This is a genomic window from Streptomyces sp. NPDC037013, from assembly GCF_055607265.1.
The window spans coordinates 43,400-62,846 of record NZ_JBVJRV010000003.1 but is presented as its reverse complement, the minus strand read 5'-3'; the positions used below and the strand labels follow the sequence as shown (position 1 = coordinate 62,846).

At 66.1% G+C, this 19,447-nt stretch carries 17 protein-coding genes; 7 read left to right on the top strand and 10 right to left on the bottom strand.

Annotated features, from left to right (window positions below; genetic code table 11):
* The first annotated feature begins 134 nt into the window (after positions 1-134).
* The 4 genes from ACZ7DY_RS10215 (at position 135) to ACZ7DY_RS10200 (ending at position 4,817) form a co-directional block, all read left to right on the top strand.
* Complete coding sequence (locus ACZ7DY_RS10215) at positions 135-362, top strand: helix-turn-helix transcriptional regulator (RefSeq protein ID WP_471132576.1); 228 nt, start codon at positions 135-137, stop codon at positions 360-362.
* A gap of 679 nt (positions 363-1,041) precedes the next feature.
* Positions 1,042-2,220, top strand: a complete 1,179-nt coding sequence (locus ACZ7DY_RS10210) for a DUF3631 domain-containing protein (protein ID WP_471134462.1) — start codon at positions 1,042-1,044, stop codon at positions 2,218-2,220.
* 307 nt (positions 2,221-2,527) lie between these two features.
* Positions 2,528-3,139: a MobC domain-containing protein gene (locus tag ACZ7DY_RS10205; RefSeq protein ID WP_471134461.1), complete on the top strand. Its 612-nt coding sequence runs from the start codon at positions 2,528-2,530 to the stop codon at positions 3,137-3,139.
* Positions 3,129-4,817 (top strand): relaxase/mobilization nuclease domain-containing protein, encoded by a 1,689-nt coding sequence (locus ACZ7DY_RS10200; RefSeq protein ID WP_471132574.1) that lies wholly within the window; start codon positions 3,129-3,131, stop codon positions 4,815-4,817. Before ACZ7DY_RS10205 ends, ACZ7DY_RS10200 begins: the two co-directional genes overlap by 11 nt.
* Before the next feature lie 118 nt (positions 4,818-4,935).
* Here ACZ7DY_RS10200 and ACZ7DY_RS10195 read toward each other — a convergent pair whose 3' ends face one another.
* From ACZ7DY_RS10195 to ACZ7DY_RS10180, 4 genes are all read right to left on the bottom strand, one after another.
* Positions 4,936-5,514 carry an HAD domain-containing protein gene (locus ACZ7DY_RS10195; RefSeq protein WP_471132572.1) on the bottom strand — a complete coding sequence of 193 codons (579 nt, stop codon included), beginning with the start codon at positions 5,512-5,514 and terminating at the stop codon, positions 4,936-4,938.
* Positions 5,515-5,543: 29 nt separating this feature from the next.
* Positions 5,544-6,239, bottom strand: a complete 696-nt coding sequence (locus ACZ7DY_RS10190; RefSeq protein ID WP_471132570.1) for a class I SAM-dependent methyltransferase — start codon at positions 6,237-6,239, stop codon at positions 5,544-5,546.
* On the bottom strand, positions 6,240-7,154 hold the full coding sequence (locus ACZ7DY_RS10185; RefSeq protein WP_471132567.1) for a phosphotransferase family protein: 915 nt from the start codon (positions 7,152-7,154) through the stop codon (positions 6,240-6,242).
* A gap of 76 nt (positions 7,155-7,230) precedes the next feature.
* On the bottom strand, positions 7,231-7,980 hold the full coding sequence (locus tag ACZ7DY_RS10180) for a hypothetical protein (RefSeq protein ID WP_471132565.1): 750 nt from the start codon (positions 7,978-7,980) through the stop codon (positions 7,231-7,233).
* A 228-nt stretch (positions 7,981-8,208) separates the two neighbouring features.
* On the opposite strand from ACZ7DY_RS10180, the gene ACZ7DY_RS10175 reads away from it, so the two are divergent.
* Together ACZ7DY_RS10175 and ACZ7DY_RS10170 are read left to right on the top strand one after the other, a co-directional pair.
* Positions 8,209-9,564 (top strand): helix-turn-helix domain-containing protein, encoded by a 1,356-nt coding sequence (locus tag ACZ7DY_RS10175; protein WP_471132563.1) that lies wholly within the window; start codon positions 8,209-8,211, stop codon positions 9,562-9,564.
* A gap of 1 nt (position 9,565) precedes the next feature.
* Complete coding sequence (locus ACZ7DY_RS10170) at positions 9,566-10,099, top strand: NUDIX domain-containing protein (RefSeq protein ID WP_471132560.1); 534 nt, start codon at positions 9,566-9,568, stop codon at positions 10,097-10,099.
* Positions 10,100-10,163: 64 nt separating this feature from the next.
* On the opposite strand, the gene ACZ7DY_RS10165 is transcribed toward ACZ7DY_RS10170, so the two are convergent.
* The 4 genes from ACZ7DY_RS10165 to glnA form a co-directional block, all read right to left on the bottom strand.
* The gene (locus ACZ7DY_RS10165; RefSeq protein WP_471134458.1) at positions 10,164-11,366 is read right to left on the bottom strand and encodes a DNA adenine methylase; all 1,203 of its coding nucleotides are present in this window, start codon (positions 11,364-11,366) and stop codon (positions 10,164-10,166) included.
* Between the two features lie 55 nt (positions 11,367-11,421).
* Positions 11,422-12,834 (bottom strand): hypothetical protein, encoded by a 1,413-nt coding sequence (locus ACZ7DY_RS10160; RefSeq protein WP_471132557.1) that lies wholly within the window; start codon positions 12,832-12,834, stop codon positions 11,422-11,424.
* A 3-nt stretch (positions 12,835-12,837) separates the two neighbouring features.
* Positions 12,838-14,841 (bottom strand): ATP-binding protein, encoded by a 2,004-nt coding sequence (locus ACZ7DY_RS10155; RefSeq protein ID WP_471132554.1) that lies wholly within the window; start codon positions 14,839-14,841, stop codon positions 12,838-12,840.
* A 649-nt stretch (positions 14,842-15,490) separates the two neighbouring features.
* The gene (gene glnA, locus ACZ7DY_RS10150; RefSeq protein WP_471134456.1) at positions 15,491-16,900 is read right to left on the bottom strand and encodes a type I glutamate--ammonia ligase; all 1,410 of its coding nucleotides are present in this window, start codon (positions 16,898-16,900) and stop codon (positions 15,491-15,493) included.
* Between the two features lie 225 nt (positions 16,901-17,125).
* Between glnA and ACZ7DY_RS10145 the strand changes: the two genes are divergently transcribed.
* Complete coding sequence (locus tag ACZ7DY_RS10145) at positions 17,126-17,593, top strand: RDD family protein (protein ID WP_471132551.1); 468 nt, start codon at positions 17,126-17,128, stop codon at positions 17,591-17,593.
* A gap of 72 nt (positions 17,594-17,665) precedes the next feature.
* Here ACZ7DY_RS10145 and ACZ7DY_RS10140 read toward each other — a convergent pair whose 3' ends face one another.
* Positions 17,666-17,968, bottom strand: coding sequence for a hypothetical protein (locus ACZ7DY_RS10140; RefSeq protein ID WP_471132549.1), 303 nt, complete (start codon positions 17,966-17,968; stop codon positions 17,666-17,668).
* A gap of 763 nt (positions 17,969-18,731) precedes the next feature.
* Positions 18,732-19,442, bottom strand: coding sequence for a DUF4191 domain-containing protein (locus tag ACZ7DY_RS10135; protein WP_471132548.1), 711 nt, complete (start codon positions 19,440-19,442; stop codon positions 18,732-18,734).
* Between the last annotated feature and the right edge of the window lie 5 nt (positions 19,443-19,447).

Genomic DNA, 19,447 nt, shown 5'->3' with positions numbered 1-19,447 from the left:
GGTCTACGGTTTTTATCCCACCCGGCGACAGGCCGTTTGGGGTGGCCGTGGAATTCCCGCACAATGCCGCTGGACGCGGCAGGTAATTCTGTGGCTGTCTTGTCCACCCCCGCCACTTCCCTGAAGGAGCCCCTATGCCTCGAACCCCTCGTGCCGCAGCGCCCAGCGGTACTGGTCCTGTCCCTCTGGCCACGCCAGAGGAGGTCGCGGCCTACCTGGGAGTACCCGTGAAGACGCTCTACCAGTGGCGCCATCGCCGTATCGGCCCGACCGTGCACAAGGTCGGCCGGTACCTGCGCTACCGGTGGCGGGAGGTGGACGCGTGGCTGGATGCGCAGACCTCGTACGACCTCACGGTCTGACCCTGCAACACCCCACGGAGACAACGAAGCGGCCCCCGGCGAGCCACCGCCGAGGGCCGAGGATTCCCCAACTGATCGCCCATATCTGAAGGAACGAACGGGTGAGGGCGGGTCTTGCCGGACCTGCCCTCATCGGAGAGGAACGTCTATGGAGGACTCTACGTCCACCCCATCCGCTGGCGCATCCCCCAAACCTGCCTGGCCCACGGTCGCCGTCCCCGGCCAGGGAATCCCCAGGCTCGCCCGGGACCAGGAGGACACGCAGTCCGTGGATGCCGTCCCCGGACAGATGGCCATTGCGGTCGATGGGGACCACCACGGTCCCCAAAACGAGACCGGTACACGGGGACGGGATGTCGGGGACCGGATATCCACATTGCCGGTTGGGGACCGGTCCCCTGCCGTCGACCGAAGGTCTGAGTCTGCTGTTGATCTGCAGGTCAGTGCGATGGGGACCGAGTTCGGGGACCGCAGCGGGGACACGCCGGGACCGTCGGGGGACGCATCGCAGCGCCTTGGGGACGGGGGTTTCGGTCCCCGCCGGGAGCTGGGGACGGATGACCATTCGGGGACGGGGACGGGGACGGGGACGGCGGATGCGTCGACCTCCGGTGACCGATCGGGGACCGGGGACGGTGGGGACGCGACCGATCGTGAGGGGGCGGTGCTGCTCGACGAGTTGCGGTCGATGATCGGCAAGTACGTGGTGCTGCCGAGCGAGGAGGCGCTGACCGCGGTCACCCTGTGGGTGGCGGCCACGCATATCCAGACCGCTCTGCAGCACGCGCCCCGCTTGGCGGTGATGAGTCCGACCAAGGGGTGCGGCAAGTCCCGTGTGCTGGACGTGCTCTACGAGACCGTCCACGACCCGATGATGACGGTGAACACCTCTCCGGCGGTCATCTTCCGCACCATCGGCAAGATCCCGCCCACCTTGCTGGTCGACGAGGCCGACACCATCTTCAGCCCCAAGGCAGCGGGCGACAGCGAGATCCTGCGCGGCCTGCTGAACGCTGGACACCAGCGCAACCGACCGGCCTGGCGGATCTCCGGACCGGAACACAAGCCCACCCCGTTCCCCACCTTCGCGATGGCCGCCATCGCGGGGATCGGTGACCTGCCGGATACGATCACCGACCGGTCGGTCGTACTGCGGATGCAGAAGCGCAAGCCCGGCGAGAAGGTCGCCCCGTTCCGGACGCGATACGCAGCGCCTGAACTCAACGCTCTGCGTGACCGGTTGGCTGCTTGGCTTGGGCCGCTACGCGGCACGGCTGCCCGCATGGTTCCGGCGATGCCGGTGGAGGACCGGGCAGCGGACACTTGGGAGCCACTGGTCATCATCGCCGACCTGGCCGGCGGTCACTGGCCCGCCCAGGCCCGCGCCGCCTGCCTGGCCATGACCCGGCACGAGGCGGTGCAGGACGAACAGACCAGTCTGAAGACGCGCCTGCTACGAGACATCCATCGCATCTTCGAGCGGGCGAAGAACCCCGAGGCCGTGCCCACCCTGGACCTGGTGGCTGCCCTGATCCAGGACGCGGACGCTCCGTGGGCGGATCACGGCGCGAAGGGGCTGAACGCCTACCACTTGGGCAATCTGCTGCGGGACTTCGGCATCGGCCCGGTCAACTACCGCTTCGACCAGGGCAAGCAGGCCAAGGCGTATCTGCGTAACCGGTTCCTGGATGCCTGGGCTCGCCACTGTCCCGACCTGGTCCAGGCGGAGGCTTCGCCAGAGCCCGCATGCGGCACTTCCCCTGACCGCCCGACGCAATGCAAGCCGCCTACCGCACCGGCGTGTTCGCTCCCCGTCGGCCTGCCCGGAGGCCCTGCCGGGCCGAAGCGGATGCCCTGACCGCACCGGTCCGTATCACTGCGTCGCTTCCGTCCCCGCGCAGGTCAGCGCGGGGACGGACTCTTACACCGGGACGGACGTATCCGTACCTGCCCATCCGTCCGTACCTGCGCTGACCAGGCACGCGACGCATGCAACGGATGCGACAGCGTCCCGCCTATGCCACTGGAGCACCACGATGCCCAACACCGAAAACCACCGCACCCCTCGCCGTCGGGGATGGCTCGGCCTCGGCGCACGAACAGCAGCAAGCTGGAGCGTTCGAGCCCCTAACGGGGCTTCGTCCGCGCTTGCCCCCGCCCCTGGGGTGGCGGGGGAGGAGGCCGGGCGCCAGCGGGCACCCGAGCCGGGGGAGGGGGTGACCGAGCCCAACGCTACGTCCGCCGCCAACCCTTCCGCCGTACGCGACGAACTGCCCGCCGAGCTCGCCGTCCCGTCGTTCGAGTCATCTGCCCGCCCTCCGTTGCCTGTTGAGCAGCTCTCGTGGCGTGAGTCCGACACCCCCGTGCTGCCCGCGCGGTTGAACCGCAGGCGTACCACCGAGAAGCGAGACCAAGAGAAGAAGATCCGCTTCACCGCGACCGCAGTGCGCCTCATCGACGAGGCAGCCAAGCGGCGCCGACTGACATTCGCCGGGTTCGTCGGGGACGCCGCCCTCGCCGTCGCGCTTGGCAAGGCGAACATGACCGGTAGCCCGGAGGCCGATCCCGTCCGCCCGCTGGTGGAGGCCGTCGAGTCGCACATCAAGACGTTGAACCGGATCGGCACCAACCTCAACCAGATCACCATGGCCATCAACAGCGGAGCTGCTCCCGAGCAGACCGAGGTCGTACTCGACCACGTCGATCAGGCCGTCCAGCGCAGCTACGAGTTGGTGGACGAACTCGTGGCGGAAGGCGGGGCCGGCCATGGTGCCTGACGTCTCCACCGGCTCCAGCACCCTCGGGTTGATCAACTACCTCTTCGGCAAGGGCCGTCGGGACGAGCACACCGACCCGCACATCGTCGCGGCCTGGGACATGGCCGGCGCCCCCGACCCCGGCCGCGACCCCGAAGCCACGTACACCCAGCTCGCCCGCCGCCTCGACCATCACGTCGACCTGCGCACCCGTGAGCTGGGTGGGCAGAAGCCGCCGAAGCACGTGTGGCACTGCCCGGTTCGCACCGCGCCTGGCGACCGCTACCTGACCGACGCCGAGTGGGCCGAGGTCGCCCGCCGGGTCGTCGCCGCCACCGGCATCGCACCCGAAGGCGACGACCAGGCGTGCCGGTGGATCGCCGTGCGCCACGCGGACGACCACATTCACATCCTGGCCACCAGCCTCCGCGCCGACGGCCGTCGTCCGCGCACGAACCGGGATGGCTGGCGGGCACAGCAGGAGTGCCGCGAGATCGAGGCCGAGTTCGGTTTGCGCCGCCTCAAGTCCGGAGACCTGACCGCACCCAGGACGCCTACCGGGGCGGAGCGGGCCAAGGCCGAGCGGTTGGGCCAGAAGTCGACCACGCGCGAATGGCTGCGCGAGCACGCGTACGAGGTTGCTGCCGCTGTCCGCAGCATTGATGACTACTTCAGTGTGCTCGCGTCGCTGGGCATCCGGGTCAAGCCGCGCGTCAGCGCCAAGACCGGTGAGGTGGACGGCTACAGCCTGGCCGCCCCCGGCGACAGCACCTTCTTCGGCGGCTCCGCGCTCGCGCCCGACCTGTCGTACAACCGGCTGGCCGAACGCCTTTCCACTCAGGAGATAGCGGATCGACCGCAACGGATGGCGGATCCGGGTGAGCCGTGGCGTCGTACGGAATCCGCCGCGCGTACGGCTCTCGCGGTGCTCGATTCGAGCGACGATGCCGCCGCTCAGGGCCATCTGGATGCCTTCGCCGACACTCTGCACAACCTAGCCCGCAGGGCCCCCGGCCCTCATCAGGCTGAACTGCAAGCGGCAGCAAGGGCGTTCAACCGCGCACGCCGCTCGGCGATCCGGGCCGATCACCAGGCGGCCGCCGAACTCCGCCATGCAGCAAGGGAACTCACCCAGGCCGCCAACATTCCGGGCGGGCTCGGCATGGCCCTGATCTTCACCGTCCTGCACCTGGCCCGAGCCGCTGCCAAGTGGCACGAGCAGCGCGGCCACGAACAGCAGGCCGCCGCGGCCGAGGAAGCCTTCCGCCACCTTCAGGAGGTGTACCGCCAAACCGCCGAGCCTGTCCTGGCGGACCTCGCCCGTCGCGCCCCACGCCCCCAGACCGTGCAGCGCTTCGAAGCCGCAGTACGCCAGGCAATACCCGGCCATGCCGAGCGTGTCCTCGCCGACGCCGCCTGGCCGGCCTTGGCCACCACGCTCGCCCGAGCGGAAACTGCTGGCCACGACACCAGGCGCCTCCTCGCTGAAGTGGCAGCCAGCCGAGAGCTCGACACGGCTGAACGCCCGGCGGAAGTCCTCAACTGGCGCATCACCGCACAGCCGAACAAGCGCGCACAGGCGGCACGGACACCAAGCACTCGCGCCAGCACGGCGCCCGTGTCTACCGCGCCGAATACGACACGACCCGTGTCTTCCACGATGAGTACGAATACCGAAGAACGCGGCCGACATCGGTAGCAGCAGCGGCCGCTCGCAGTCGAGGCGGCCTTGCCTCAATCGGCAGTGCTGAGCCAGTACGGATGCCCTCGTCGCTTGTCGCGGCGAGGGCATCAACTTTGCCTGTGTGCCGGGTAGATCACGCGGCTTGGACCTTGCTCGTTGCTGTCGGCCCTCCGGTCGGCGTGGTGATCAGTTGTGCGGCCCACGCCCGTACGCATGCCAGGTGCTCGCCTCGGAGCCCGACGTGGGGGTCTGGCTGGACGAGCAGGGTCGCCGAGCCGCGGGTGGTGCGTTCTGCGGCCCAGGCGTGGTCGAGGTTGGTGAAGTCGTCGTCGATCCAAGCGACGGGCGTGTCGCCGAGCCAGGTCTCGACATGGTCGCGCTTCCAGAGGTAGCCGTCGGGGTGACTGGTGGTGATCTGCGGGCGGGGAAGGTCCACGTACGGCAGGGTCGGGAGGCCGAGGAGCGGGCCGATCAAGGTGGTGGCGTCCCTGCGCCAGCTGGTGCACCAGACCGGGCTGACCAGGCCGGTACGGAACACGTCCGTCAACAGAGGGCCATGGCCGGGGTTGAGCCAGACGGTGACGGAGTCCTCGGCGCTCCGGCCGGTAGGAACGACGTCATGCCGGACGTGGGTGGCCGGGGTGGCCCCGTCTTCGGCCGGGAACGGAATGAGGACGCCGTCGATGTCGAGGAGCAGGAAGGGTCGGCGCATCGGTACCTCCAAGGGAGCTGGAGCAGGGATCAGAGCTTGCGGGCAGTGATCAGCAAGGTGGTCGGCCAGCGACCGTGACGGGCGTCATGGAACTCCTGGGCCAAGGTGACCCAGAGGCCCGCGCGGTCGAGGTGTGTCTCCCAGCGGCCGGCGTCGAAGTCCCAGCGAGCGACGGGGAGTCGGGTGCGGTCAGGGAGCATGACGTGATCGCGGCGTGGCCGGTCGTCCGGTGACGGGCGGCGGCCTCCGCGCTCGGGGTGGGGCACTGTGAAGGCCAGAGTGCGGCCGGGTTTCAGGTGCTGGGCGATGGCAGGAAGCAGGAGCTCGGGGGCGACCAGGCCGACGGCGCCGAAGACCGAGTAGATGCCGTCGAACTGCTCGTCGCTGGCTTGCAGGTAGTGCAGGGCGTGGCCAGCGACGAAGGTGAGGTTGCTGAGCCGTCCGTAGTGGGTGCGGGCCCTGCGGATCTGAAGGCCCACGAGGTCGAGGCCGGTGACGCGGGCACCGTGCCGGGTGGCGAGGTGGGCGGCGTTGTGGCCGGGGCCGCAGCCGAGTTCGAGCATCCGCCTCCCGTGTAGGTCGGGGCCGAGGATCTCTGCACTTGGGCCGTTGCCGGGCCTGGTGGTCCATTCCATGCGGGCTCGTACAGGTAGCGCTGTGGCGGGCCCGGCGGTGGTGCGTTGGAGTGCGTGTGCGTGCCAGGGGGATGCCTGAGCGAGCGGCATCTATACCTCCAGGAGGCGGAGGGCATCGGTGAGGTGGCGACGGACGACCTTGATGTACGCGGGGTCGGTGGCCGGGGCGTTGATCCATCGGATGGCCTGCTCCATGAACCACTCCACCGCCCACATCCGGTGCCAGCCCAGCGCCCACTGCTCGGCGGCGAGACCGCCCCGCACGGCGAGGGCGTCGGGGGTGCCGCCCTCGGTGACGTACTGCTCGAGGAAGACCCGAAGTCGGTACGGTTCCGGCTCGTCGAGGGTGCCGTGCCAGCTGGCGAGGTCGAGCAGGCCGGGGCCCGTGAAGGCACGGGCGAAGTCCAGTAGGCGCCAGCCGCGTTGGCCGATGTGCAGGCTGGTGGGGTGGAACTCGGAGTGCACCCAGCCGAACGGCGCCATCGTCGTTCCGGCCGAGCGTGCTTCGGCGGCCTGGGCGAGCCGGTCGAGTGCGGTCCCGATGTCGTCAGCATCCTGCCATCGCTCGGCCTTGCGAAGCTGATCGAGGTGATCCAGTGCCCGGCCGGGCAAGGAGCGCAGGGCTTCTCTGTCGAGGACGGGCAGAGCGGCGGCGGTGCGCATGTGGTGCAGGACCACCGCTGCGGCAGCACCGTCGAGGTCATCGGCATCCCGGGTAGGGGTGCCGAGATCCTCCAGCAGCATTCCGAGCCAGCCGTCGAGTACTGCAGAGGCCCGGACCTTGGGGACCGGGACGCCGAGGGTGTGAGCCAGGCGGAGGGCCTGATCTTCGCTGTCGAAGGGCTTCTTGGCGTACTTGAAGATGGTGGTGGCGCCGTCGGGGAACGTCAGGCGTTCGACGCCGGACATGGACCAGACGCGTACCTCCGCGCGCTTCGCGGCGGCAGGCTGCCCGGCGGCGGTCAGTACGTTGTCCAAGAGTTCGGCGTTGAGGGCCGCATCCATGGGGGGACTCCTGTGGTTGAGGGCGTCCGGGGCGGGCGAAGGTGCCGGCCCGCCCCGGAGCCAAGTCGGGTGCGGGCTATGCGGCGGTGATCACGCGATGGGCGTAGACCTGCTCGATCCATCCGGCCTTGAACTGAGCAAGGTCGTCACGGAAGTTGGCCATCGACGCACCGTAGGGGGCGACCACCCCACCGGACTGGTCCGGCACGGACTGGCAGCCGTGCACCAGCCGCCCGCCGAGCGCGGCGTGGGCCTTGATGGACTCGATGCGACGGTGTTCGTTGAACCAGCCACCGTGGTAGACCTCGTCGTGCATGCCGCCGGTCTCGTCGTCCAGGTCGAAGACGACGGAGGTGGCGGCGGGGAAGAACCAGCACGGGCCGACGTTCGAGATGTGCCCGTCCAGCTCGACCTTGTTCAGCGCCATCAGCGTGGCCGCCTCGCGGAGCATCCGCAGGTGTGCCGGGGTGATCTGCGGAAGGCCGAGGCCGGCGAGGTGCTCCTCGCGGAACAGGTACGCATACACCTCGTACGCGGTGGCCAACACGCGGGCCGCGTCCGAAGTGGACTGGCTGTGCTGCTTGATGAAGCCAAGCGCGAGCTGCTCGACCGCACTCTCGGTCGTCTCGTTCACGTTCAGGAGCTGCTCCTTGACCAGCTCCCAGTCGGCGACGAGCCAGGTGCTGGACTCGAATCGGAAGAAGTAGTCGGCCGGATCGATGGTGATGTGTCGGCCGTCGACCTGGATGCCGGGCAGGCGGCTCCAGCGCGCGTCGAACGCCTCAGGCAGCTCGACCGTGATGGCCGCGGTATCGATGGTGGTCACTGTGTCGCCGTCTCTCTTCGGCCGGGTTCGGGCATAGGAATGCCCGAACCTGAAGTAGCTGTACGGAACTTGGGGCCGCCCGGCCAAGTGGGGAGCCTGGATTCACGGTTGGTCCTGGAACCGTTCCGGGCGGCTGATGATTAGTGAACCGGTCGTCACGCTCAGTGGGTACGGTGAGAGCGGGGCGAAGCGGTATACGCGGTTTACAGGCCCGGAGCGGAGGCGGTCGTGGCAGTCCAACGAGCACCCAACTCCCGCCTGCGCGAAGCCATCGACGCGACCGGTTGCACGTACGAGGCGCTTGCGAAGGACGTACGGCGCATCGCCGCCGAGAACGGCGAGATCATCCAGACCAACAAGTCGGCTATCTCCCACTGGGTCAACGGCACCCGGCGGCCCAGCGGCCGGGCCGCCCAGTACCTCGCCGAAGCGCTGTCCCGCCGATCACGCCGCATCATCACCAGGGCTGAAATTGGCTTGGGCACACGTGACAACAGTGACCAGGACGAAGCCGATCCGGTCCTGGCGGTGACCAATCTGGGCCGCGCCGACGTCGAGCACCACCATTTCCTCGCGATCGCCGCCTTCACCACCGCCGGTGTCGCCATGCCGCTCGCCCACGACCACGAGGCCACCGCCCGCATGCTCCGCGCCCGCACCGGCACCATGCTGGTCGGCGAGGAGGACGTGGACGTCGTACGCCAGATCACCGCCGCGTTCAGCGCCGCCGATGAACGCCTCGGCGGCGGCCACGGGCTGACCACCGTCACCGCCTACCTCGCCGACACCGCAGCCCCGATGCTCCGCGGACGGTTCACCACCGAGCCCTTACGTCGAGCGGCTTTCGGCGCGGTTGCCGAACTCGCCTATCTCGCAGGCTGGAAGCACCACGACCTCGGCCAGGAAGGCGCAGCCCAGCGCTACTACCAAGTCGGCTACCAACTCGCCTGCGAGGCCGACCCGCACGGACACGCTGCCTGGATGATGCGCACCCTCGCCCACCAGGCGCTCAGCCTCAAGCAGCCCCACCACTGCATCGACCTCGCCGAAGCGGCCCTCGCCCAGGGCGTCGGCCGTATCGGCGGCCAGACCGAGGCTCTGCTCCACATCACTCACGCTCGCGCCTACGCAGCCACAGGCGAGAAGCCCGCCGCGGCGCGTGCCCTACTCGCCGCCGAGGACGCCCTCCTGCGCGAGGACGGCCCGCAGCCCAGCTACTCCCGCGTCAGCGGCCCAGCTGCCGGCACCGTGGCCAGCCACACCGCCCGCACACTCACGGACCTCGCTGACCACACCGGCACGGAACAACAGCACCGCGATGCCCTGGTCCGCTGGGACCCCGTGAAGTACAAGCGCGTCCACGCCCTCACCTACGCCGACCTGGGCGATAGCCTCGCTGCTCAGGCCCGAGCCGACGAGGCGGTCGCTGCCTGGTCGCAGGCTCTGACGCTCATGGAGGGCATGACCTCCGACCGTACTCGTAAAGCGATCACGTCGCTGCGGTCCACCCTCGCGGTCTATCAGCGGCGCAAAGTACCCGGCGCCGCCGAACTCGCACGCCGCGCACGTGAAGTGCTCGCCTAACATGCCCACCAACCGGCCGACGAAGGGACGCACAGTGGCTCAACAGACCACCGACGACCAGCCCAAAGCCCTCAAGCCCGCACTCGAATCCATGACCCTGCTGGTCGCTGCCGTCATCGTCCACGACCAGGCCACCAACCGCGTCGTCCTCCTGCAGCGCAGCGAGAACGCCAAGTTCGCCCAGGGCATGTGGGACCTGCCTGTCGGCAAGAGCGAGCCCGGCGAGCCGATCACCGACACTGCCGTGCGTGAGCTCTACGAAGAGACCGGCCTGACGGTGAAGCCGGAGTCCCTCAAGGTCGCCCACATCATCCACGGGGCGTGGGGAGTTGAAGCGCCCAATGGCTTCCTGACCGTCGTCTTCGCAGCCCACGATTGGATCGGCGAGCCCGAGAACCGCGAGCCACGTAAGCACGCCCAGGTCCGCTGGGTCGACACCGATGCCATCCCGGAAGAGTTCGTCGACACCACTGCTAGCGCGCTGCGGCGGTACCTTGCCGACGGGCCCCAGGTGTCCTTGGACGGGTGGCGCTGAGAGCCTTCCTCCGGCCACGGCAGCAAAGCCGAAGACCCGCGTGATTGCGCCTACTCAGAACCCACTACGGCAAGCGCAGCTGATCATCCAGTGGCACGGTCGCTGGAGGAAGTGTTGTGATCAACAATTCCTCGGCAGAACGCTTTCCAGAACGTCCAGCTGCGGAGTAGCGCGTAGCGACCAGTCGTTTGGTGATTCGCCACTGTCGCACGCCTAGAGTCTCGCGATCGATTTCTGACGGAGTCATTCTGGCTTGCGCATAAAGCCACTTGCTCTGCAAGAGCATGGGGTGGTTGTCGTAGCTGAGTAGCCAGCGGAACTGTGCTCTTGTTCGCAGGTAGCTTGCGAGGCTGAGATGAAGTGGATCGGCGGACGTATCGGCGGATGAACTGCGACCGTCACCACCGTAGCCCCCACGGGGATCGAATGATGTTCGATACAGGAGGGATGACTTTTCAATGTACGGAGGGTCGAGATAGGCGACTACGCGGGAGGGCAAGAGCTGCGGGTATTGTTCGGGCACGTCATCAAGAGTTCGACGCCAGTCCTTGCACCATACGTCTACTAGCCGTCCGATATCGTAGAGATGGCCCACATACCTAAGTCGTTCGGCGAGTGCATCGGGATTCCAGCGGCAGCCAATAGGGTAATTGCTGGATTGGGTGCGGCCGCCAATGGGTCCAGCCTTTCCGTGCAAAATTCCGGAAAAGGTAGTTCGGTTAAGGAACAGACATTGTGTCGCCATGCCCAAACGGCGGTCGCGCGATGACATCTCGGGACGCGGGGTCCATGCACGCCAGTAATCCCATCGATCTACTGCCGAGATGCCGCCAGCGCGAACATAATTCTTCCATTCCTCATGCATTCGGTCGATAAGCTGCTCGGTGTCGGCGGCGGCCGCCTGCCAAAATGCTGTGACAAGTGGGTCGGCGTCTGCGAGGAGGATGCGATCTGCGATTCCCTCACCGATAGAGCGCAGTGAGGCAGACGCGCCGCCGGCGAAGGGCTCGACTAGAAGGTTTACCTCGGGAACCTCTCGAGACTGCTTCGCTGATGTAATCACTCGTGAAATTACGGGAGCTAGTGAGGACTTGGCTCCTGGGTAGCGCAAGGGGGACTGGTAACGCCCGTGAGAGAGGGCATGGGAGATTGGCTCAAGCTGCTGGGGTAGCGCGCGTGTCTGGGTATGGATCGCCTCGTCGGCGCCAAGGGGGGCGGCAACCCGGACAAGGCCGCTTGCGGCGGTGGTAGTCGCTGGCGAGGTCACAGAGGTCACTCGCCCATCTTGCCGGACGTGCGGGTGATCCGGAACACGATCGGGCCTACCTCTTGAAGTACGTGGGTGGTTGGACCGCCTGGAGATGGGGTGTCAGTCCGGGGATGTTCTGCTGCGCCATCATCGTCAAGACTGAGCGCCCCACGCCGAGAGGCAGTGCCGCTGCCGAGTGCGCTAGGGCGATGGGCACGACGGCATGCCTGTACATGCGGGTCCTCAAGGAGTCGAGAACCTCGCATATCAGACGGAGCGTCGGATATGCCTCCCAGCCTTCGACCTCGGGGCTGTCGCCATTGTATGGCGACAGCCCTCCTCTAGGTAGAACCGTGATGACTAGGGGGTCACCAGTCCGAGTCCGGTATATGAAACGGCGTCCATAGAATTCGTCCACGCCGTACTCGTTATCTTCGGGGCGCCCCGAAATCCTATTGATATATGCATTGGTGAGCCGCATGACGTGGCCTGGTGGAATTAGATCCTTGATCAATTCGGCATGCTCAACAAAAGCACCCGATTTCTCAATTCCGACAACAAGCGGTGCGACGAGGCCCTGCTTTGTGCACCAGTTACTCAAATTGCCCAGGTGTTCCTCGAACCTTCGCTTGAGCGGCGCAAGCGGTCCGAACAATGCCAGAGGACCATCGGTGATGAAGAGGGTGTGCCGGAGAACTTCTGGTGCAGTGTCGGCGAAGAAGTTCAGGTAGCACACCGACATCAATCGCTCGGCAACGGTCATGACACGCCCGAGCGGAGTGAAATTGGAACCCTCTACGTTGTATTCCTCGTGGGTCCGCAGAACGTCTGCGAGGTAGAGATGCGCGTTACACGAGGGGCAGGACCCGCCCTTCTTTCCGGCTATTAGTGCGAGGCTGCTGTCCGCCTTCTTGCCGCACCCGGGGCAGACGCGTAGACCGATAGTGGTTGCCGGTTTGCCGCGAGTGCCATGCAGAGCGAGAAGTCCATCTGCGAGGGTCATCTCAGTATTAGAGTCGAAACGCGAACTGTTAAGAAAGTCCTCGAGCTCTATGCGCCAGGTCTCCACGCCGCTCATGCCTGGCCGGGTCAATTGAGATCCAGGCAGAGCGACGTCGAAGGCATATTCAGAATGAGACTTGCGAACCTCGCGCGGATCGATGTGCCTTACTCGTGAAAGGCTGCGAAAGACATCGAGTCTAACCACGGACCCGGCGACTCGGAGATAGCCAACTTTCACCGTTGGATGGTCGCGAGTTGTGTCCACCTCTGTGTCCGAGCCGTCCACGGTGATGGAGAAATCTACTTCATCAAGCTTGCCGACGAGAGGCAAATCTTCGAGAGCTGAACAGAGTTCAGCGATGCCCCCCTCCCCATCGGGGCGAGCGCTGGTGATGGTCCAGCGTTGGAGTGCCGCCTTGACCGCTTCGTTCCTGACCGTTTCTACATGGCCAAGCCTAGAAGCCTTCTCGCCGTCGTAGGGCACGAGCTACTCGCTTTCAATCGAGACGTCGATGCTTGCCAAGCCGGCCGCATTGCGGGCGGCATTTACCATGGCATGGTCGAACTTGGAGACCTGTATTGGAACGATGTATTTTCCCGAGTAGGTCTTCATTCGAACAAATCCGACGTCCTCTGCTCGGATGATGCTCGGCGCCCAAACCTTGAAATCGTAGTAGTGCGCCAACTCGCGTGTCTCGTGGTCAGAGTTGAGATGGGCTATCAGCCAATTTGACGTATTCGACAGCATGCGCTTGTCGACGGATGTGACTTCTTGCGTGGCGTAGATCAGGCCCATCCGGTACTTTGCTGCCTCTTTCGACAGGCGAACCCAGGGGTCATCCGCTACGTCTCGCCCGCTGCGTTCAAAGAGATTGTGCGCTTCTTCGACGATGATCTGCATTTCTACGGGATCGTGGTCAGCGCGGAATCGTTCGCCTGCTCGGTTCAACAGGTGGGTGACGATACGCTCGGACATGACTTTGGCGACCTGATCGTTTCCGCTGGAGAGATCGACAATAGCAAGTCGGCCTGCCTGCATGTCTTGCCACAAGTGCTCTCCGACGTCGCCTGCCGATTGTGGACCATGAAATGGTCGAATGGTTCGAATGGCGGAGGTCACGCCGGTGTACTTATAGACGCCCCAAATTGCACTGAAGTGACAATCCTGAGTATCGTGCCACTTGGGGAATTCGCTTTCCCGTTCGCCAACCCATTCGGCGAGCGCCAACGCTCCTGCGGGGTTGGACACTCGGTAGAACCCCGCTCGACGAGCCTGCACAACGGCGTCAGGATGGGCGGCTACGAAGTCCTGCATCGGAGTCGATGGAGCGACAACCACGAGGTCTTGAGGTAGTTGTGCTGCCTCGAAGCCGCACTTGGCCAAGAGCCCGTAGAAGGCAACCATGGCCCACCCCCAGCGGGCGTGCTTGCTGCGATCATTTTGATCGGGCTCGGATAGGACTGCTGATCGGAAGCTTTTTCCGTAGTTGGTGTTGACCGGCATAGTTGCTTCGCTTACCAGGCTCCAAGCTGCTTCCAGAACCTCGCGGTCATAGAAGTTGATACGCAGGGGCTTTTCTCGGCCGTCCGCGGAGCTCGGGTGCACCTTGTAGATCCGCACCGTGCTCTCGTCGTCACCGAGGAGGCGAAGGCCCGTTTGGTCTTGCTTGTTGACGTTCGCGTACTCGCCTTGAGGGTCGAAGATCAGCTGACCGATTGAGCGCTTATGTTCCGACCCGTACCGGTGGACAGCGGTGACTAGCGTCTTGATGGTGTTGGATTTCCCGGTTCGCGTCATGCCGAACACGGCCGTCTTTCGTCCCACGAAGTCGGAGACGTTGATGCGAGCTTCTGCCCTATCGGTGCCGGCGATCAGAGCCTTGCGCCGCGTAGCAGCGAAGCGGACTCTTCCGAGGGCGAGGGCGTCTTTCTTGTCGGCAGGCTCAGGGTAGGACGCCAGCCACGACAATACTTGGGTCGAGGGTAGGAAGACTTGGTAGCGTGCGGAGACGACTACGTTGTCGATGTCGGCCCCGAACTCGATCGCCGCTTCGCGGCCCTCGGTCTCGGTGTAGAAGGTGCCCAGAACTTCGCAGTCGAAGGCCGACTGCTGGAGTTCGTTGCGTGTCAGCACATCGGTGACATCGTCGAAACCGACTCCCGATGCGCCTGCGTCGCGGACAACCGCCAGCCGAGTCTGAATCAGCTCAGACTCGTTGGGTAGTGGCGCAGTCCCGCGGACACGAAGCAAGATGATCTCTTGATCTTCGAGTATGAACCCGGATTCTGTGTTGTCCCCCGCGACGGCGAGAAGGAAGCCGCCCCTCGGAACTCCCCCGGCCTTCTCCTTCTTGAAGTCATCGGTCAGTACCACAGCCGAGTCGTAGTCGAGACGGTAGATGCCGCCGACGGGTACGCAGCCCCCGTTGATCAGTGCGGTCAGTGGCTTCTTGAGTTCGACGGACTGGGACAGCCCCTGAGTGATGCTCAACTCGTCTCGCTCCTCTGCCAGTCGGGCCAGGCAAGGCGCGACCGCTGTGTGGTTGTGGTCCAGAGTCGTTCTGGACGGTACACGCGGGCACTGACAAAAGTGTGCCGTACGAAGGATGCTGAGGGTAAGTCAGTCAGACACCTGTGAGTGCTTGGCTTCGCTGCGACGCACCGCCTGGCGGCGGCACTCGTTCGGGCTCGACAGGTTGCTGCGACAGTGCGGCGTTATGGAGCCGCGATCTGCTTGCTGGGCGGCACGGCCAGAACCTCAGGCGGGAGGACGGGCGTGAATGCCACCTTGATGCGCGAGCGAGTGGGTTCGGCACCCGCTCGTATGGAACGTCACGCCGCCGAGTCCGACAAGCTTCTGATCAGGGATAACGGACGGGGTGGTGATCGTGAAACGCTACTCGTCACGGTTTTGCGGATGCGGGGGTCCTGGAGGGTGTGTATATGCGAGTGAGGCCGTTACCCCCGCGGGGGCAACGGCCTCACTGTTACTGACGTTACGTCAGTGAATCGACCAGGCGGTGCACACGCGGTGCACAAGAGGGTGGAAAACAAGCGGCAACAGCGAGCACTGCCGAGCAGTGTCTTCGCAGGTCAACGCATATTTCCAGGAACCCTCCCAGGTCACCCGGACCTGATCTTTAGATGTCGAAGTACAGCTCGAACTCGTGCGGGTGCGGGCGGAGTTGGATCGGGGCGATTTCGTTCGTGCGCTTGTAGTCGATCCACGTCTCGATCAGGTCGGACGTGAAGACGCCGCCCGCCTGCAGGTACTCGTTGTCCGCCTCCAGGGCGTCGAGGACCGCGGGGAGGGAGGTCGGGACCTGGGGGACGCTCGCGTGCTCCTCGGGGGCGAGCTCGTAGAGGTCCTTGTCGATCGGCTCGGCCGGCTCGATCTTGTTCTTCACGCCGTCGAGGCCCGCGAGGAGGAGCGCGGAGAAGGCGAGGTACGGGTTCGAGGACGGGTCCGGCGCGCGGAACTCGACGCGCTTGGCCTTCGGGTTCGAGCCCGTGATCGGGATACGCATGGCCGCGGAGCGGTTGCGCTGCGAGTAGACCAGGTTGACCGGGGCCTCGAAGCCGGGGACCAGGCGGTGGTAGGAGTTCACCGTCGGGTTGGTGAACGCCAGCAGCGACGGGGCGTGCTTGAGGATGCCGCCGATGTAGTAGCGGGCGGTGTCCGAGAGGCCCGCGTAACCCTGCTCGTCGTAGAAGAGCGGGTTGCCGCCGGACCACAGCGACTGGTGCACGTGCATGCCCGAGCCGTTGTCGCCGAAGATCGGCTTCGGCATGAAGGTCGCGGTCTTCTCGTTGCGCCAGGCGACGTTCTTCACGATGTACTTGAAGAGCATCAGGTCGTCGGCCGCGGCGAGCAGCGTGTTGAACTTGTAGTTGATCTCGGCCTGGCCGGCCGTGCCGACCTCGTGGTGCTGGCGCTCGACCTGGAGGCCGTTCTTGTCCAGCTCCAGGGAGATCTCGGCGCGCAGGTCGGCGAAGTGGTCGACCGGCGGGGCCGGGAAGTAACCGCCCTTGTAGCGGACCTTGTAGCCGCGGTTGTTCTCGACCGCACCGGTGTTCCAGGCGCCGGCCTCGGAGTCGATGTGGTAGAAGCTCTCGTTCGCCGACGTCTGGAAGCGGACGTTGTCGAAGACGTAGAACTCGGCCTCGGGGCCGAAGTACGCGGTGTCGGCGATGCCGGTCGAGGCGAGGTAGGCCTCGGCCTTCTTCGCCACGTTCCGCGGGTCACGGCTGTACTGCTCGCCCGTGATCGGGTCGTGGATGAAGAAGTTGATGTTGACGGTCTTGTCGCGGCGGAACGGGTCGACCCGCGCGGTCGACAGGTCCGCGCGCAGCGCCATGTCGGACTCGTGGATGGCCTGGAACCCGCGGATCGACGAACCGTCGAAGGCCAGCTCCTCCTCCGGGTCGAACGCCGCCGCCGGGATCGTGAAGTGCTGCATGACACCGGGCAGGTCGCAGAATCGGACGTCGATGAACTTGACGTCCTCGTCCGCGATGAACTTCTTCGCGTCGTCGGCGTTCTGGAACAACATCCAACTCCTCCTACTCCCGTCCGGGGCGGGACGGGGTTACGGCTCGTTGTGCGGCCAGTGCGGTGGCACACGCTGGGACCCGACCATAGGGACGGGGGATTTCTCAAGCGTGACCCATTTGTTTCGCTGAAGTTAACCGCCCCGGCCGCGCCGAGGGCCACGACGCGGCTGCCGAGCACCCCGCCCGCCCGGGTGGGGCGGGCGGCGCAGTACCTTTGACGGGTGGACAAGAGGCAAGCAATCGGATCGTGGCTGTCCGGCCCGCGCGCGGCCGCGGAGGACGCCGGCGTCGACTTCGGGTACCGGGGCGAGCAGCTCGGCCTGCCGGAGGAGGGGCCCGGATCGATCGCCCGCCCCGGCCGCCGGATCGGCGCCATCGCCGTGGACTGGGGCCTGTGCATGCTGATTGCATACGGCCTGTTCGCGCGCGGTGACCAGCAGGCGATGGGCAACTGGGCCCTCGCGATCTTCTTCGTCATGAGCGTGCTGACCGTCGGCACGGTCGGCTGCACCCCGGGCAAGGCCCTCTTCCGGCTGCGCGTCATCTCCGAGAGCGGCGGCCGTCTCGCCCCCGTATGGGCCTTCCTCCGCGGTGTGCTGCTCTGCCTCGTCATCCCGGCCCTCATCTGGGACCGCGACGGGCGCGGCCTGCACGACCGCCTCTCCCGCGCGGTGCAGGTCCGGATCTAGGTGTATTGACCTGAAGCGGCTGCCGTGCCGTGATGGGGCCGGCAGCCGCCCGTCATCGCCTGGGGCCGCAGGTCACCTGGGGGTGCCCACGGCCTGGCTGCCGCACCAGGCCCACTCGACCATGCCGTTGCCGTTGTCGTCGTGGTAGTTCCAGTTGTCGTACGCCTCCGGGGGTATCCAGCCGTAGGTCTCCTGGCCGTCCACGCGCCCGTACATCCAGGTCTCGCCCCACCCGGTCGAGTAGAAGCACGAGGCCCAGACCTTCGTTCCCGCGGTCAGGGACTTGACGGTGCCGCAGGTGGCGGACGGCCCGGTCTTCATGTCGGCGTTCTTGGTGAGCAGGATGTAATCCTCACCGTCTCTGACTTCGACCACCGGGCATGATTTTGTGCCGGCGGCCGGTGCGGTGGCTGATGCGCCGGCCGATGCGGTGGCCGTGTTCATGAATCCGATGCCGGTGAGAAGCAGCGTGGCGGCGGCAGCGGTCGCGATTTTCCCGCGAATTGCCATGGGGGCGTCCTCCTTCTTGAGGGGCGGCAAGCGAAATCGGGCGCGCGTTTGCCCTGTTCATGCCGGTGAGGAAGCTAGCCCGCACGTTCGAGAACCGTCCAGAAGACATAAGTGCCCTTGCAGCCGAATTCCAGTGGACTTCCACCGGCCCGGCACCCGACTGAATGCCGGGGCAGGGGCAGGGCTCTCCTGCCCGCAGCAACAAGGAGTACGACCATGGGCATCTCAGAGGCCGCCGACCGCGCCGACAGTTTCGTCCCGCACCGGTTCACCGAGAAGCTGGTGGATCTGGGCGAGATCCGCATGAACTCCGTCGTCGAGGGCGCCCCGAGCTCCCGGCGCTGCTACTCGTTCCCGCGCAGGGCGAATCCTGGTGGGGCAGGGCCGTTCCACCTGGACGCCGGGGCATTACACAACCTCGGCACGTGGGGCGCGGACGTGGAGCGGTTCATCGACCTCGGTCCCGGCATGATGCAGACCCTCGGGCCGATGGGCGACCGGACCGGTACGGTCGAGGCGGCCCCAGTGAGCTGCTACTGCGGTCGGCGGGCTACCAGAACGCCCCCGCAGGCGCCTTGTCAAGGCGTCTGCGGGGGCGTTCCAGTGACTCCGCCGGTGAGGTCCGGGCTCAGCCTCGCGGCATCTTGGGCGGGCGGCCGCCCTTCACGCCCTTCGGCATCGGTCCCTTGGGCAGCGGCATGTTCGACATGAGGTCGCCCATCGCGCGCAGCCGGTCGTTGGTCGCGGTGACCTGCGGGCCGGTGAGGACGCGGGGGAGCTTGAGGAGCGTCGTGCGCAGCTTCTTCAGCGACACCGTGTCGTCGGTCGTTCCGACGATGACGTCGTGCACCGGGACGTCCGCCACGATGCGCGCCATCTTCCGCTTCTCGGCGGCCAGCAGGCCCTTCACGCGGTTCGGGTTGCCCTCGGCGACCAGGACGATGCCGGCCTTGCCGACGGTGCGGTGCACCACGTCCTGGTTGCGGTTCATCGCGACCGCGGGGGTCGTCGTCCAGCCGCGGCCGATCTTGTCGAGCACCGCGGCCGCCGCTCCGGGCTGGCCCTCCATCTGCCCGAAGGCGGCGCGCTCGGCCCTGCGTCCGAAGACGATCGCCATCGCGAGGAAGGCGAGCAGGAAGCCGAGAATGCCCAGGTAGATCGGGTGGCCGATCAAGAAGCCGAACGCGAGGAGGACGCCAAAGGTGACGATTCCCACAGCCGCGATGATCAGGCCGATCTTGGAGTCGGCCCGACGGGTCATCTTGTAGGTCAGAGCGATCTGCTTGAGTCGCCCTGGCTCCGCGGCCGCATCCGCCACGGTGGATTCCTTCCTCGCCATGTCGT